This is a genomic window from Streptomyces sp. NPDC089915 (assembly GCF_040684675.1).
GTDB lineage: Bacteria > Actinomycetota > Actinomycetes > Streptomycetales > Streptomycetaceae > Streptomyces.
The window spans coordinates 1-15,616 of sequence record NZ_JBFBGN010000150.1; the positions used below are offsets into that span (position 1 = coordinate 1).

Here is a 15,616-nt window from a genome sequence, read left to right on the forward strand (position 1 = left end):
ATGTCCTGCGCCCCCCCCACCGCCGCCCCCCCCGCCCCCGCCCCGGGGGGGCGGGCCCCCCCCGGCACGGCCTGGGCGGGGGGGGGGGGGCGGGGCGGGGCCGGGGCCCGTCCGCGCCGGGGTCCGGGCGGGGCGGGCGCTCCGGCGGGCGGTGGCGGGTGTGGAGCGCCAGTGCCAGGCAGGCCGCCGTCGCGGCGACGGCGAGGGCGGCGGGGAGCCAGGCGTACGCGGTCCGCGCGACCGGTGCCTGGGCGGCCAGCAGGACCACCGCCGTCGCGGCGGCGGCCGCCAGCGCGGGTGCCGCCGCCGGCCGGCCGGGCGGGGCGGTGACCCCGCGCGTCCACGGGTCGGTGACGAGCAGGTAGGCGAGCAACAGGGCGGCGACGCAGACGACCAGCCAGAGGGCGGGGCAGGTGACCGCCGCGATCGCGATGGCGGCGGCCGGCAGGAGGGTCGTCCTGCGGCGGGCCACGACGGCCGGCCACCGCAGGGAGGTGTGGACGGGGCGCGCGTCGGCCATGGGAGCGGCCCACCACGCGGCGGCGGCCGCGGCCGCGATCGCCACCGCCCCGACCGGCGGCGAGGCCTCCAGGGCGGAGGGGGGATCGCAGGCGGCGACGACCAGGGCCGTGCCGAGCAGCCGGTCGGTGAGGCGCGAGGTGAGCCGCGTCCTGAGCGGGGCCGGCCGGGCGGGGGCGTCGGTCATCGGCTGCCTCCCTGGACGCGGGTCCGCAGCAGCGGCGCGAGGGCGAGGTCGAGGGTCTCGCCGGGCCGGTGGGCGATGACCGCGATGCCGCTCTCGACGAGGGAGAAGCGCATGGCGTCGCGGTCGGCCCGCCACAGCCGCAGCGCGAGCGCGCCCTCGGTGTCGCCGGGGTCCACCACCGGGTCACCGGTGGGGATCTCGACCACGACCACCGGGTTGGCCCGTCCGCGCACCTGGTGCAGGACGTCGAAGATCCGCCCGTCACTCAGCGGGGTGACGACGTACACGAGTGCCCCGGCGGGCAGCGCGGGCGGAGGGAGCGGGCCGAGGCCCTCCGAGCGGTGGCCGCGGTCCTTGCGGACCTCCAGTACGGTCTCGGCGATGCGGTGGAAGTACCCCTGGCCACTGCCCGGACGCAGCCAGCGGGTGGCCCCGCCGACCGATACGACGCCGACCCGGTCGTGGGTGCGCAGGTAGGCGCGGACCAGCCCGGCGGCGGCCCGGAAGGTCGCGTCGAGCGTCGAGGTGCCGGTGACCGGGTCGACCACGTCGGTGAGGACGTCCAGCAGCACCACGGTCTCGGCGGTGCGCTCGGCGGCGAAGCCGTGGACCTGGAGGGCGCCCCGGCGGGTGGTGGCGGGCCAGTGGATGCGGCGCTGCCGTTCGCCGCGCGCGTACGGGTGCACTCCGGTGACCTCGACCCCCTCGCCGCGCTGCGCGGAGGTGTGCTCGCCGAGGCGTTGGGGCAGCCGGACCGGGATGGGCGTGAGGCCCGCGTGCTCGGGCACGGGGAAGACGGAGATCTCGCCGAGGTCGGCCCGGACCGTGCGGCGGGCCAGGCCGCCCCGGTCGTAGAGGTCCACGTCGACCGTGCCGAGGCTCCAGCGGCCCCAGCGCCGTGCGGTCAGGGCGAGTTCGACGTGGTGCGGGCCCGCCTCGATCCGGTCGAGCCGGATCCCGTGGCCGAGGGTGACCCCCGGGTCCAGGCGCCCGGCCTCCCCCGCGTGGTCCACGGCGATCCGCACGGTCACCCGCTCGCCCTCGAAGCACCGGCGCGGCTCCACCTCCGCCTCGGCGGTCAGCCCGTCCGGGCGCGGCCCGCCGGGCAGCGCGAGGGCGAGCAGGACCAGGGGGGCGACGGCCAGGGCGAGGACCCAGGGGCGGCCGGTGACCAGCGCGGCGGCCAGGGCGACGACGGCCAGCGTGCCCAGCCGCAGCGCGCGTTCGCCGGGGCGCCGGCCGGCCGGGGGCGGGGGCGGGGGCTCGGAGCCGTCCCGGCGGCCTTCGAGGGCCCGCAGCACGGCGGCCGCCGCGCGGGCGGGCTCCGGCTCCGCCATGAGGCGGGCGGGCTCCGGCTCCGTCACGACACGGGCGGGCTCCGGCTCCGTCATGACGCGGCCGGCGCGCCCGGCAGGGTCCGCGGGGCGGGTACGGACCCGGTGATCTCGCGGATCACCTCGTCGGCGTCGATCCGGCGGACCCACAGTTCCGGCTTGAGGGTGATCCGGTGGGCGAGGGCGGGCACCGCCACGGACTTGACGTCCTCCGGGGTGACGTAGTCCCGCAGGTCCAGCACGGCCCGGGCGCGGGCCAGCTGTACGAGGGCCAGGCCGCCGCGCGGGGAGGCGCCGACCTGGACGTGCGGGTGGGCGCGGGTGGCGCCGACGAGTGCGACGGCGTAGTCGAGCAGGTCGTCGTCCACCTCGACGCGTTCCACGGCGGCCCGCATGGCCAGCACCTCGCCCGGTCCGCTGAGCGTGCGCAGGACGGCTTCGGGGGCGGCCCGGTCGACGCGTGCGCGCAGCATGCCGGCCTCTTCGGCGGGGGTGAGGTAGCCCATCCGCACGCGCAGCAGGAAGCGGTCGAGCTGGGCCTCCGGCAGGGTGTACGTGCCCTCGTACTCGATGGGGTTGGCGGTGGCCACGACCACGAAGGGGTCCGGCAGCGGGCGGGTGGTGCCGTCCACGGACACCTGGGACTCGGCCATCGCCTCCAGCAGGGCCGCCTGGGTCTTGGGCGGGGTGCGGTTGATCTCGTCGGCGAGCAGCAGGTGGGTGAAGACGGGGCCGGGCCGGAAGACCAGGTCGGCGGTCCGCTGGTCGTAGAACGGGGCGCCGGTGACGTCGGAGGGCAGCAGGTCGGGGGTGAACTGGACGCGGGAGAAGTCGAGTCCGAGGGTGGTGGCGAAGGAGCGGGCGAGCAGCGTCTTGCCGAGTCCGGGGAGGTCCTCGATGAGGACGTGGCCCCCGGCGAGGATGCCGAGCATGACCTGGGCGAGCGGTTCCGCCTTGCCCACCACGGCGGTGCGGATCTCGTCGAGCACGGCCGCGGCCCGCTCGCCCGCCTGTCGGGGCGTCAGGACGGCCTGGTCCGGGCTGGTTCGCGTGCTGGTCACGAGCGGATCCTCACGGGGGCGGGGGCGGATGGGGGTGTGGGGGCGGGCCGGGGTCCGGCGGCCGTCACAGGGTTTCCAGCCGGTCGAGCAGGGAGCGCAGGACGGCTTCGGGGAGGGTGGGCCGCGGGGCGGGCGTCCCGGGGTCGATCCAGGGCCACAGCTCGGTGCCGACCAGTGCCCGGGCCCGTTCCGCGTCGCGGTACATGGCCACGCCGTGCCGTTCGGCCAGCCGGGCCGCGAACAGCCGCTGGAGCTGGGGGCGCATGACGGTGCGCAGGTGTTCTCCGCCGTCGTCGGCGAGCGCGTCGGTCACGGTGCGCCGCCACCGGCCGAGCGCGGGGGCCCGGCCGCCCAGCACGCGCGTGGGCCTGCGCAGTCCGGTGTCCTGGGCGGCGCCGCCGGCGGCGTGGCGTCCCAGGGCGAGGGCGACGGCGGTGAGGAGCGCGGCTCCGGTGGCGGCCGCGGCGGCGCCGTCGGTGAGGGCGAGGAGCAGTTCGACGGCGAGGGCGAGGCCGGCCAGGACTGCCAGGGAGTGGCGGACCGAACCGGGTGTGCGCCACGCGGAGCCGGTCAGGGTGCGGATCCACCGGCCCGCCTTCATCCGGCACCGCCCCCGGCGCCGGCCCGGGGTTCCTCGGCCGGCGGGCGCAGGGCGTGGGCGAGTTCGGCGAGCGCGGCGGCCGCCCGGTCGCGGTGGCCGTCGTCCATCGGGTGGGTCGAGTAACGGGCCTCGCGGAACAGGGCGGTGAGCTCGGTGGCGGCCGCGGCCGCGGTCAGTCCGCCGTCGAGGGCCCGTTCCAGCAGGTCCTGTGGGCTGTCCGAGGCGCGCCGGGCCACGCCGGAGCCGGCGAGTGACTCCTCCATGGCGAGGTAGCAGGCGATGACGGCCGCGCGCACGTCGGTTCCGTCCCGCAGGGCGCGGCGCCCGGAGTCCACGGCGTGGGCCAGGTGTTCCCGTTCGCCGTCGGGATTGCCGGCGGCCGCCTCGGGGTCGGGCCCGGCCGGCCGGTTCAGGTGCCGCCACAGGAGCCGGGCGGCGAGGACGGCGGCCGCGGCGAGCAGGGCGAGGCCGAGCACGAGGAGGACGCGCGCCAGGACGGAGTGGGTGGCGTCGACGGGGGCGGCGGCCGGTGCGGGCGGTGCGGCGGGCACCGGGACCGGGCTCGTGGAGGGCGGCGGCGGTGCGGACCCCGGGCCGCCGTGGGCGGCTCCGCCGCCGATGTCGGGGGAACGGAACCGGTGCAGGGCCACGATGAGGAGGGGCAGGACCAGCGGCGCCGCCGTCAGCACGCGGCGCACCCCGTCGGCCAGCCGCTGTTCCACCGGGTCGAGCTCGTGGGCGGCCACCTGTCCGACGTACTTCGCGCGCAGTGCGAACCCGCCGAGGAGGGCGAGCACGGCGAGGCCGAGGACCAGTACGGGGTTGTGGCCGAGCGGGCCGCGGCCGTCGGCGAACAGTCCCGCGCCGGGGTTGAGCAGCAGCGCCCCCAGGACGGTCCCGCCGACGACGAACAAGACCAACGCCGCCCGCGCGGACCCTATGTGGCCGTGTGCGCGCTCCACCGGCGCCCCCTCCCCCGAGACCGGCAGCTTCGCACACCGGCCGCCGGTGATCAATGAGTTCAGGCCTCGGCCGCGCTAGCGCCGGGCCCGCAGGGTCTCCGCCTCGGGGGCGGCGGGCTGGGCGGGTACGCGGCCCAGTGGGGGCCGGGCCGGGGGTGCGGCCCGGATGTCGCGGATGCCGCGGCGCAGCGCGGCGCCCAGCCGTCGGCCCAGCGGGCGTTCGACGAGCCGGTGCAGGCTCCAGGCGAGCAGCAGCATGCAGGCGGTGGTGGCGAGGACCAGCGGTACGGGGGCGACGCGGCCCCGGAAGTGGTGGATGACCGTCATCCCCACGAGCATGTGGATCAGGTAGAGCGGGTAGCTGACCGCTCCGGCGTGCGGGAGCCAGCGCCAGCGGACGCCGTCCAGGGCGCCGAGCGCGAGGGCCGCCATCACGGCGAAGCCCAGCAGGATGATCACGTGGGCCGGCCACACGGGGGTCTGCCCGGCGGCGGCCCGGCCGAGGCTGGAGGTCATGCGGTCGCCGACGTAGTGCTGCGCGAGGAGGAACTGGACGCCGACGATGACCCACAGGACGGCGTTCGGCCGGAAGCGGCGCATCAGGTGGAAGGCGATGCCGGCGATGAAGTACGGGGCCGCGGACGGCATCGCGAAGAAGGACAGCAGTCCGTCGTCGACGGTCGGGGCCACCACCCCGGCCGCGGTCCAGATCCCGCAGAAGAGCACGCAGTTGCGGTAGGTCACCCCGCGCAGGACGACCAGGGCGAACAGCGCGTAGAACTTGAGCTCCACGAAGAGCGTCCAGTACGCGTCGTCGACGTGCGGGACCCCGAGGCCGCCCTGGAGCATCGACAGGTTCACCACGATGTCGGCGGGCCTTCCCGCCGGCCGCACCTCGGGCCAGGCCAGCAGCACCGCGGAGGTGAGGGCCACGGCCGCCCAGTAGGCGGGGAAGAGCCGGGCGACCCGGGAGACCGCGAAGTCGCCCAGGCCGCGGCCCCAGGCGCTCATGCAGATGACGAACCCGCTGACGAGGAAGAAGACCTCCACCCCGAGCCAGCCGTAGACGGCGAACCGCCGGGCCACCGGGAAGACGCCCTCGGTCGGCCCTCCCCAGGCGCTCGCCAGGACCGTGTAGTGGTAGAAGACCACGGCCAGCGCCGCCAGGACCCGTATGCCGTCGAGGACGGCCAGGCGGGGTGAGCCGTTCCCCGCTCCGCGCGTTCTCATCACTCGTCCGCCCCCTCGCCCGAACCGCCGTCCGATTACCGCCGGGTTAACTCCCGCGGAACTGTACAGCGCGCTCACAGACGTCCCACAGGGACGGCGGCCGGGCCTGACGGATGGTCAGGAGCGGGGCGAGACCTGGACGATGGCCTCGATCTCCACGAGCTGCTCGGGGACCGACATGTCGCTGACGCCGACGATGGTGTCCGTCGTGCGGTGGTTGCCCACGTACTCCTTGTGCAGCCTGGCGGCCGTGTCGAAGTTCTTGCGGAGGTCCTTGGTGAAGATCTTCATGCTGATGATCTGGCTGCGGGGGACCTTGTAGTGCGCGAGGACCTTGTCCAGGTTGTCGAACGCGGTGCGCACCTGGAGCTCGAAGTCGCCGGCGCCGACGAAGTTCCCGGCCGCGTCGTGGGACACCTGGCCCGAGATGTAGACGGTGTCCCCGGCCCGGATGCCCTGCGAGTACCCGTAGGACTCCTCCCACGGCACCCCGAACCCGAAGTGGTCCCAGCCACGGCGACCCAGGTCCTGCGCGCTGGCGCCCTGCAGACCCGTGACGGTGATCATCGCGGCCGCGATCGCGGCCACCACGGCGCCGATGCCGAACCTGCGCCTCGACTTGGTCATCCCTCTGTCCCTTCGTCCCGGTGAGCCTGGAGCCCCGACGCTGTCAGGGAGGAGGGGAGAACGCCTCGAACGGCGATCGCGTGGGGACCTCACGCCGGGATAATCGCGGGCGGCGCGCCCGCTCCTCTCGTAGCATCGGCGCGCACCCGACCTCCGAGCAGCACCAAGGACTCTGTGAACCACTCCGATCTCCACGCCGAGGCCGCCTCGATCGCGGCGGGCATGGCGGCCGCCGATCACGGCGCCCACGTCCAGCTGGCCCAGACCCGCCACCGCGCCGCGCTGGTCGCGGGCTGGGACATCGCGCCGGGCTCGACCGTCCTCGAACTGGGCTGCGGCCAGGGCGACATGACGGCCGTGCTCGCGGAGGCGGTCGGCCCCGGGGGGCGCGTGATCGCCGTCGACGTGGCCGACCCGTCCTACGGGGCGCCGGTCACGCTCGGGGATTCGGCCGAGCGGCTCACCGCGGGGCGGCTCGGGCCGCGCATCGACTTCCGCTTCGCCACCGACGTCCTCGACCCGTCGGTCGGCTTCCCCGAGGGCGCCTTCGACCACGTGGTGCTCGCGCACTGCGCCTGGTACTTCAGCTCGCTCGGCCGGCTGCGCGACACCCTGGCCCGGGTCCGGCCCTGGGCGCGGCGGCTCTGCTTCGCCGAGTGGGACCTGACGCCCGGGTCCGGCGACCGGCTGGCGCACCTCCTGGCCGTGCTGATCCAGGGGCAGGCCGAGGCCGCCGGATCGCGCGGCGAGGGGAACGTCCGCACGCCCTTCTCCCGTGAACGGCTGCTGCAGATCCTGCCCCGGGCCGGCTGGACGGCGCAGGCCTGCCGCCCGGTCGACACCGACGGGCTCCAGGACGGCGACTGGGAGGTCGCCGCCTGCCTGGAACTGCTCGCGGCTCCGGAGCGGCTGGCCGCGCTGAGCGAGCCGGTGCGCCAGCTCGTCCTGAGCCAGGCGGACGTACTGCGGGCGGTCGCCGAACCGCAGGGCAACCGCGCGCTCGCCGCGTACGCCCTCACCGCCCGCTGAGCGACGGCGGGCTGCGAGCGCGGGCCCGGCGGGCCCGTCGCGGTGGCCTTGCAGGCTCTTGACGTGCCGTTACCGGTGATGGGGAATTCCGTGGACTCTCATGGGGGTCCGTCTCACCGCCGTTCACCCGGCGGTCCACCGCCCGTCGCCTCGGGAGAGGAAGTTCGCCCCCATGGACCTGGACGTACCCGATTTCGGAATCCCTCAGAAGCTCGCCGCCCGGATGAGCATGGCCGAGCAGCACGAGTACCTGCGCGCGAGATTCACCCGGCGCGGGGCGCTGCGCGCCGGCGCGGTGACGGCGGCCGCGGCCGGGCTGGGACTGGGCGCGGGGGCGGCCTCGCCCGCGTACGCCGCCCCGTCCCTGCTCTCCTCCTCCGCGCGGCGCGGGGTCGACGGCTCCCTGGCCGCGCCCTTCGGCCGCCACCTGCAGTACGGGGCCGACCCGAAGACCCAGATGCGGGTCTCCTGGCAGGTCCCGTTCGCGGTGAAGAAGCCGTACCTGCGCGTGGGCACCAGCCCCTGGGCGCTCAGCGTGAAGATCGACGCCGAGGTGCGGCACCTGAGCACCCCGGTCCTGAACGGCGGCAAGATCGCGGCGGCGGAGCAGTTCTACCTGCACGCGGCCCTGGACCGGCTGCGGCCGGGCCAGACCTACTACTACGGGGTGGGCCACGACGGCTTCGACCCGGCCGACCACCGCAACCTGGGCACGCTGGGCACCTTCACCACCGCCCCCGCACGCCCCGAGGGCTTCACCTTCACCGCCTTCGGCGACCAGGGCGTCAGCTACCACGCGCTGGGCAACGACGCGGTGCTGCTCGCCCAGAACCCCGCCTTCCACCTGCACGCGGGCGACATCTGCTACGCCGACTCCTCCGGCTCGGGCGGCACCGGCGACACCTACGACGCGCGCGCCTGGGACCAGTTCCTCGCGCAGACGGAGACGGTCGCCAAGACCGTGCCGTGGATGGTGACCACCGGCAACCACGACATGGAGGCCTGGTACTCCCCGCAGGGCTACGGCGGCCAGAAGGCCCGCTGGTCGCTGCCGGACAACGGCCCGGACCCGGTGAACCAGCCGGGCGTGTACTCGTTCGTGCACGGCAACGTGGGCGTGGTCGCCCTCGACGCGAACGACGTCTCGTACGAGATCCCGGCGAACTTCGGGATCAGCGGCGGCCGGCAGACCGCCTGGCTGGACCGGCGCCTGGGTGAGCTGCGCCACCAGCGCGACGTGGACTTCATCGTGGTGTTCTTCCACCACTGCGCCTTCTCCACGACGAGCTCGCACGCCTCCGACGGCGGGGTGCGGGACGTGTGGGTGCCGCTGTTCGAGAAGCACCAGGTGGACCTGGTCATCAACGGCCACAACCACGTGTACGAGCGCACCGACGCCATCAAGGGGAACAAGGTCGGGCGCAGGGTCCCGATCGGCGAGCGCACGGACCCGACCCGGGACGGCATCGTGTACGTGACCGCCGGCGCGGCCGGGCGGTCGCTGTACTCCTTCCCGGTCCCGGACTCGTACGAGGGGCACGTCGCCGACCGGGAGAGCGTGGACACCTACCGGTGGGTCAAGGGCGCGTCGAAGGCGACCGAGACGGTGGAGTGGTCGCGGGTGCGGTACACGAACTACTCCTTCCTCGCGGTGGAGGTGGAGACGGGCCGCTTCCCGAAGCTGAAGGTCAGCGCCCTGGCCGAGACCGGCGAGCGGATCGACCACTTCGAGGTCCAGCGGAGCCCCGGCCGCTGACCCGGGGCCGCGCGCCCTGTCGCCGCGGGCGCGCGGGGTGGTAGACCTGCCTCCTCGAGCAGAGGGGGGTGACGGCCGTGCCGGACGTCAGGATCGGAGTCCTCGGATACGGCCTGCGCGGGGCCCTGGCGCGGACGGCGCACCGGCCGGGCCGGGGCGCCGTGGTGGCCGCGGTCGCCGATCCCGACCCGGGGGCCCGGGCGGGGGCCGCCGCGGCCTTCCCCGGCGCGCGGATCCACGCCGACCCGATGGAGGTGATCGGGGACCCCGGGCTCGGGGCGGTCCTCGTCCTCACCCCCGACCACACCCACGCCGCCCTGGCCTGCGAGGCCCTGCGGGCCGGGCGGCCCGTCTTCGTGGAGAAGCCCCTCGACATCAGCGTGGAGCGCTGTGACGAGGTGCTGCGCACGGCGTACGAGACGGGCACCCGGCTGTACGTCGGGCACAACATGCGCCACATGCCGGTGGTCCGGCTGATGCGGGAGCTGATCGCGGCGGGTGCGGTGGGGACCGTGAAGACCGTGTGGATCCGGCACTTCGTGGGCTACGGCGGCGACTGGTACTTCAAGGACTGGCACGCCGAACGCCGCTTCAGCCACGGCCTGCTGCTGCAGAAGGCCGCCCACGACCTGGACGTCCTGCACTGGCTGGCGGGCTCCTACACCGAGGACGTCCAGGCGATGGGCGATCTGATGGTCTACGGCGGGAACCCGCACCGCCGGGCGCCGGGCGAGCCCAAGACCGCCGACTGGTACACCGAGGACGGGCACTGGCCGCCGGCCGCCCAGCGGGACCTCAACCCGGTGATCGACGTCGAGGACGTGTCCCTGATGAACCTGCGCCTGGGCAACGGGGTCCTCGCGGCCTACCAGCAGTGCCACTTCACCCCCGACTACTGGCGCAACTACACCGTGATCGGGGACGCCGGCCGGCTGGAGAACTTCGGGGACGGGCCGGGCGGCGAGGTCCGGGTGTGGAACACCCGGCGGTCGGGCCACCGGGCCGAGCCGGACGCCCGCCACCCCGTACCGGCGGCCCCGTCGGCGGGCGGCCACGGCGGGGCGGACCCGCTGCTGATCGACGAGTTCCTGCGGTTCGTCCGGGAGGGCGGGCCCACGGACACCTCGCCGGTCGCCGCCCGGATGGCGGTGGCCGCCGGGTACGGGGCGACGCAGTCCCTGCGGGACGGCGGGACCCCGCGCAGGGTCCCGCCGCTCGATCCGCCGCTGGCCGCCTACTTCGAGAACGGCCAGCGGCACAAGACGTCCTGACCTGACGTCAGTTCGCTGCCAGGGACGCGCCGAGCCGGTCGGCCATCGCGGCGATGACCTCGGCGTGGTCGCGGACCAGGTAGAAGTGGCCCGGCGAGAACACCCGCAGTTCGAAGGGGCCTTCGGTGTGCTCGGCCCAGGCGGCGGCCTCGGCCTCGGTCACCTTCGGGTCACCGGTGCCGACCATGGCCGTGACGGGGCAGCGCAGCCGCTCCCCCGGCTCGGGGGCGTAGGTCTCCGCGGCCCGGTAGTCGGCGCGGACGGCCGGGAGGACCATCCGGAGCACCTCCTCGTCGCCGAGCAGCCGGGTGTCGGTGCCGCTGAGGCTCTTCACCTCCTCGATGAGGCCGTCGTCGTCGCGCAGGTGCACCGTCTCGTGCCGGTGGGCGGAGGGGGCGCGGCGGCCGGAGGCGAACAGGGCCGCCGCCACGATGCCCTTGTCCCGTTCGAAGCGGCGGGCGACCTCGAAGGCGACGGAGGCGCCCATGCTGTGCCCGAAGAAGGCCAGCGGCCGGTCCGCCCAGGGCAGCAGGGCGGTGAAGACCCGGTCGGCGAGTTCGTGGATGCTGTCGACGAGGGGTTCGGCGCGCCGGTCCTGCCGGCCGGGGTACTGGACGCACAGGACGTCGGCGAACTCCGGCATGGCGCGGGCCACGGGCAGGTAGAAGCTGGCGGAGCCGCCCGCGTGCGGGAGGCAGACCAGCCGCACGGCGGCGTCCGGCCTCGGCTGGAACCGGCGGATCCACAGGCTGTCGTCGGTGGTGGTCGGGGTGTTCACGGAAGGGACCGTGTCCTTTCGGGGAGGGGGCGGGGGCGGTTCAGGGGAGCTTGAGGATCCACTCGTCGACGGCGGTGGCCGTGGACTCGGCGTGGCGCTCCATCAGCGTGTAGTGGTTGCCGGGGACCTCGGTGACGGTCTGGGCGTGCTCGGGGGCCGGCGGCCGGTCGTCGGTCCGGCCGGGCCGCGGGCCGGCGCCGTCCGCCATCCCGTCGGCGGCGCGGACGACGAGGGTGGGGGCCCCGGCCTCGGGGGCGTCCCAGTCCTGGAAGAGGGCGAGGTAGCCGCCCATGGCGGTGAGCTGGGTGCCGGGCGCGGAGATGAACTCGAAGCGGTCGGACTGCTCCCGTACCACCGCCGCCTGGAACCGGTCGCCCATGCCCTGCGTGCGGGTGAAGCTGTCGAGCATCACGATGCCCTCGACGGGCCGGCCCAGCCGCTCCAGCCGGCAGGCGACGGCGTGCGCCACCCAGCCGCCCGAGGAGTATCCGACGAGCACCACGGGCTCCTCGCCCGCGCAGGCGGTGACGGCCCTGACGTGGACCTCGACGAGGGCCTCGACGTCGCGGGGCAGCGCCTCGCCCGGGGCGAAGCCCGGTTCGGGCAGCCCCCAGATGCTGCGGCGGCCGCCGAACGCCGCCGCGAAGCGGGCGTACTGGTGGACTCCGGAGGGGGCCATGTAGGGGCCGAAGCAGACCAGGTGGGGGCCTTCGTCCCCGTGGGCCAGGCGGACCGGGGCGGGGCGGTGGGCGTCCGCGGCGGCGGCGTCGAAGACGGGCCGCAGCCGGGCGGCGGCGGTGACCATCTCGATGCCTTCGGTGAGGCGGCCGAGTTCGCCCGCCCGCCGGTAGAGGCCGACGAGCAGGTCCTCGCCGGCCGTCCCGGCGTCGCCGGCCGCCGCGGCCGGGGCGCCCGCGCCGGGGTTCTGGGCCAGGAGCCCGAGGAGGTGGGCGGTCAGGGCGGCGGGGCTGGCGTGGTCGAAGACCAGGGTGGCGGGCAGCTTCAGTCCGGTGGCCCGGCCGAGCCGCTTGGCGAGGCGGACGGCGGTGAGCGAGTCGAAGCCGAGTTCCAGGAAGACCTGCCGCTCCCCCACGGCGTCGGCGGAGGGGTGGCCGAGGACGGCGGCCGCCTCGGAGCGTACGAACTCCAGCACGACCGGGGCCGGGTCGGCGCCGGCGAGGGCGGCGAGGCGGCGCGCCAGGGGCGCCTCGCCGTCGGCCGGGGCGTCCGCCCCGGTGTCCTCGGCGGCGGTGAGCCGGCGCACCTCGGGCAGGCCGGCGATCAGGGGGCTGGGCCGGGCGGCGGTGAAGGCGGGGGCGAACCGGGTCCAGTCCACCTGGGCGACGACCACGGTGGTGTCACCCCGTTCGACCGCGCGGCGCAGGGCCAGCACGCCGAGGCCGGGGTCCATGGGGTCGAGGCCGCGCAGCCGCAGCCGTTCCTCCGCGGCCCGGTCGACCATGCCTCCGCCGCCCCAGGCGCCCCAGGAGACGGAGGTGGCGGCCAGGCCGCGGGCGCGGCGGTCCTCGGCGAGGGCGTCGACGAAGGCGTTGGCGGCCGCGTAGCCGGCCTGGGCTCCGCTGCCCCAGGCCGCGGCGCCGGAGGAGAACAGCACGAAGGCGTCGAGTTCCCGGTCGCCGAGGAGTTCGTCCAGGTGGGCGGCGCCCGCCGCCTTCGCCCCGAGGAGAGAGGCGAACTCGGCGACGGTGGTGTCGGCGAGCATGGCGGGCGTACCGGTGCCCGCGGCGTGGACGACGGCGCTCAGCGGGGGCAGGGCGTCGAGGGAGTTCAGGAGCCGGGCCACCTCGGCGCGGTCGGCCAGGTCGCAGGAGGCCAGGGTCACGCCGGCGCCCAGGGCCTCCAGTTCGGCGGCGAGCTCCGCGGCGCCGTCGGCGTCGGGGCCGCGCCGGCCGGCGAGCACCAGGTGGGCGGCGCCGGCTCCGGCGAGCCAGCGGGCGACGTGGCCGCCGATGTGGCCGGTGCCGCCGGTGACCAGGACGGTGCCGCGCGGCTGCCAGCCGGGGCCGGCGGGCGCCCCGTCGCCGGTGGCGCGCAGCATCCGGCGGGCGAGGGCTCCGTCGGGCCGCAGGGCGAGCTGGTCCTCGCCGCCGGCGCCGGTGAGGGCGGCGGCCAGCCGGCGGCCGGTGCGGCCGTCGGTGGCCCGTACCCCCTCGGGCAGGTCGACGTGCCCGCCCCACCGGCCGGGGTGTTCCAGGGCGGCGACCCGGCCCAGGGCGGCCACGGGTGCCTGCCGGACGGAGCGGACGGGGTCGGCGGGGCCGGTGGAGACGGCGCCCCGGGTCAGGCACCACAGGGGGGCGTCCAGGCCCGCGTCGCCGAGTGCCTGGACGAGGAGCAGGGTGGTGGCCAGGCCGAGCGGGACGGCGGGGTGTTCGGGGTGGGCCCGTTCGTCGAGGGCCAGCAGGGACAGGACGCCGGCCGCGTCGCGGCCGGCCGCGCGCAGGGCTTCGGCGAGGGCGTGCCGGTCGGCGTCGCCCGCGACGTCCAGCCGGACGATCTCCGCGCCGTGGGCGGCGAGGGAGTCCAGGGCCAGTTCCACGGCGGGGTCGCCGGGCAGGTCACGGGGGACGACGGCGAGCCAGGCGCCGGTGAGGGCGGGGTGCGGTGCCGGGTCGGCGACCGGCTTCCAGGCGATGCGGTAGCGCCAGGCGTCGGTGGCGGCCTCGTCGCGCCGGCCCCGGTGCCAGGCGCTCAGGGCCGGGAGCGCGGTGCGCAGCGAGGCGTCCTCGTCGACGCCGAGTTCCCGGGCGAGGGTGGTGAGGTCCTCGCCGGCCACGGCCGCCCAGAAGCCGGCGTCGGCTTCGGAGCCGGCCGCGGGGGCCGCTTCGGCGGCCGTGTCGGGTGCGTCGAGCCAGTACCGCTGCCGCTGGAAGGGGTAGGTGGGCAGGGCCGCGGCGGGGCCGGGGCGCCCGGCGCCGTCGCCGAGGACGGCCGGCCAGTCGACGGGGACGCCGTGGGCGTGGGCCTCGCCGAGGGAGGTGAGGAAGCGGCGGGCGCCCCCTTCGGACCGCGACAGGGTCGACAGGACGGTGGCGGGGGTCTCCGAGGGGGTGTCGTCGACGGTGTCCTGGAGTCCGTAGACCAGCACGGGGTGCGGGCTGATCTCGATGAACACCCGGTGTCCGTCGGCCAGGAGCCGGCGTGCGGCCTGGTCGAAGCGGACGGTGCGGCGCAGGTTGCCGTACCAGTAGGCGGCGTCGGGCGGGGTGTCGAGGGGTTCGCCCGTCACGGTGGAGTAGAACGGGATCCCGGGCGCGGCGGGTGCCAGGGCGGCGAGTTCCGCGGCCAGGTCGTCGGCCAGGGGTTCGACCTGGGCGCAGTGCGAGGCGAGGTCCACCCGGACCCGCTTGGCGCGTACCCCGTCGGCGGCGCAGGCCGTGAGGAGTTCGGCCAGTGCCTCGTGGTCCCCGGCGACGACCACGGTGCGGGGTCCGTTGACGGCGGCCACGGCGAGGCGCCCGTCCCAGGGGGCGATGCGGGCGGCGGCCTCGGCCTCCGGCAGCGGGAGGGAGGCCATGGCGCCCTGTCCGGCCAGGCGCAGCAGGAGGGTGCTGCGGCGGGCGACGAGGCGGGCGCCGTCGTCGAGGGTGAGGGATCCGGCGACGACGGCCGCGGCTATCTCGCCCTGCGAGTGGCCGACGACGGCGGCGGGGCGGACCCCGCAGGAGCGCCAGAGTTCGGCGAGGGAGACCATGACGGCCCAGAGCACGGGCTGGACGACGTCGGGGGTTTCCAGGGCGGGGGCGCCGTCCGCGCCGCGCAGGACGTCTTCGAGGTCCCAGTCGGTGTGGGGGGCCAGGGCCCGGCCGCAGGCGGCGATCCGCTCGCGGAAGACCTCGGAGGTGTCGAGGAGTCCGACGGCCATGCCGGCCCACTGGGAGCCCTGGCCGGGGAAGACGAACACGGGCCGGGCGGGGGCGGGGGCGGGGGCGGTGCCGCGTACGGCGCCGGTGTGGGAGGCGCCGGTGGCGAGGGCGTCGAGGGCGGCGATCAGCTCGTCGCGGTCCTCGCCGACGACGACGGCGCGTTCGGCGAAGGGGGTGCGGGTGGTGGCGAGGGCGTGGCCGATCCCGTCCGGGGCGGCGCCGGGGTCCTCGCGCAGCAGGGCGGCGATGCGGGCGGCCTGTTCCTCCAGGGCGGGGGGGGTGCGGGCGGCGAGCGGCAGGGCGGTGGCCGCGGAGCGCAGCGGCCGGGGCGCGGGGGCGGCCGGGGCGGTGTCCGTCTCGGGGGCGGGCTGGGG

The 15,616-nt window shown here is 76.3% G+C and carries 12 protein-coding genes; 3 read left to right on the top strand and 9 right to left on the bottom strand.

All coding sequences use genetic code 11. The annotated features are described in order from the left end of the window. The 7 genes from AB0O29_RS29870 to AB0O29_RS29900 form a co-directional block, all read right to left on the bottom strand. Positions 1 to 706: hypothetical protein (locus tag AB0O29_RS29870; protein ID WP_365157628.1), on the bottom strand; the 706-nt coding region annotated here is incomplete at its 3' end. After that, the gene (locus tag AB0O29_RS29875; protein ID WP_365157657.1) at positions 703 to 2,043 is read right to left on the bottom strand and encodes a DUF58 domain-containing protein; all 1,341 of its coding nucleotides are present in this window, start codon (positions 2,041 to 2,043) and stop codon (positions 703 to 705) included. The genes AB0O29_RS29875 and AB0O29_RS29870, both read right to left, overlap by 4 nt. Positions 2,044 to 2,093: 50 nt before the next feature. Continuing rightward, positions 2,094 to 3,101 (bottom strand): MoxR family ATPase, encoded by a 1,008-nt coding sequence (locus AB0O29_RS29880; RefSeq protein WP_365157631.1) that lies wholly within the window; start codon positions 3,099 to 3,101, stop codon positions 2,094 to 2,096. Between the two features lie 64 nt (positions 3,102 to 3,165). Then, the gene (locus tag AB0O29_RS29885) at positions 3,166 to 3,702 is read right to left on the bottom strand and encodes a hypothetical protein (protein ID WP_365157634.1); all 537 of its coding nucleotides are present in this window, start codon (positions 3,700 to 3,702) and stop codon (positions 3,166 to 3,168) included. Further along, positions 3,699 to 4,664: a DUF4129 domain-containing protein gene (locus AB0O29_RS29890; protein WP_365157637.1), complete on the bottom strand. Its 966-nt coding sequence runs from the start codon at positions 4,662 to 4,664 to the stop codon at positions 3,699 to 3,701. Before AB0O29_RS29890 ends, AB0O29_RS29885 begins: the two co-directional genes overlap by 4 nt. A 75-nt stretch (positions 4,665 to 4,739) precedes the next feature. Then, positions 4,740 to 5,894: an acyltransferase gene (locus tag AB0O29_RS29895; RefSeq protein WP_365157639.1), complete on the bottom strand. Its 1,155-nt coding sequence runs from the start codon at positions 5,892 to 5,894 to the stop codon at positions 4,740 to 4,742. A gap of 117 nt (positions 5,895 to 6,011) precedes the next feature. After that, positions 6,012 to 6,521, bottom strand: a complete 510-nt coding sequence (locus AB0O29_RS29900) for a RidA family protein (protein WP_365157642.1) — start codon at positions 6,519 to 6,521, stop codon at positions 6,012 to 6,014. Between the two features lie 174 nt (positions 6,522 to 6,695). On the opposite strand from AB0O29_RS29900, the gene AB0O29_RS29905 reads away from it, so the two are divergent. The 3 genes from AB0O29_RS29905 to AB0O29_RS29915 all read left to right on the top strand — a co-directional run bounded on the left by AB0O29_RS29905 (position 6,696) and on the right by AB0O29_RS29915 (position 10,577). Next, positions 6,696 to 7,550, top strand: coding sequence for a methyltransferase domain-containing protein (locus tag AB0O29_RS29905; protein WP_365157645.1), 855 nt, complete (start codon positions 6,696 to 6,698; stop codon positions 7,548 to 7,550). A 178-nt stretch (positions 7,551 to 7,728) separates the two neighbouring features. After that, complete coding sequence (locus AB0O29_RS29910; RefSeq protein ID WP_365157660.1) at positions 7,729 to 9,306, top strand: metallophosphoesterase family protein; 1,578 nt, start codon at positions 7,729 to 7,731, stop codon at positions 9,304 to 9,306. Positions 9,307 to 9,383: 77 nt separating this feature from the next. Beyond that, positions 9,384 to 10,577, top strand: coding sequence for a Gfo/Idh/MocA family oxidoreductase (locus tag AB0O29_RS29915; RefSeq protein ID WP_365157648.1), 1,194 nt, complete (start codon positions 9,384 to 9,386; stop codon positions 10,575 to 10,577). A 7-nt stretch (positions 10,578 to 10,584) separates the two neighbouring features. On the opposite strand, the gene AB0O29_RS29920 is transcribed toward AB0O29_RS29915, so the two are convergent. Then, positions 10,585 to 11,355, bottom strand: a complete 771-nt coding sequence (locus tag AB0O29_RS29920) for an alpha/beta fold hydrolase (protein WP_365157651.1) — start codon at positions 11,353 to 11,355, stop codon at positions 10,585 to 10,587. A gap of 40 nt (positions 11,356 to 11,395) precedes the next feature. Beyond that, on the bottom strand, positions 11,396 to 15,616 hold a 4,221-nt coding region (locus AB0O29_RS29925; RefSeq protein ID WP_365157654.1), incomplete at its 5' end, for an SDR family NAD(P)-dependent oxidoreductase.

Coding starts and splice junctions, on each gene's coding strand:
- AB0O29_RS29900 (WP_365157642.1), bottom strand. CDS start 6,521: ATGACCAAGTCGAGGCGCAGGTTCGGCATCGGCGCCGTGGTGGCCGCG.
- AB0O29_RS29875 (WP_365157657.1), bottom strand. CDS start 2,043: ATGGCGGAGCCGGAGCCCGCCCGCGCGGCGGCCGCCGTGCTGCGGGCC.
- AB0O29_RS29895 (WP_365157639.1), bottom strand. CDS start 5,894: ATGAGAACGCGCGGAGCGGGGAACGGCTCACCCCGCCTGGCCGTCCTC.
- AB0O29_RS29885 (WP_365157634.1), bottom strand. CDS start 3,702: ATGAAGGCGGGCCGGTGGATCCGCACCCTGACCGGCTCCGCGTGGCGC.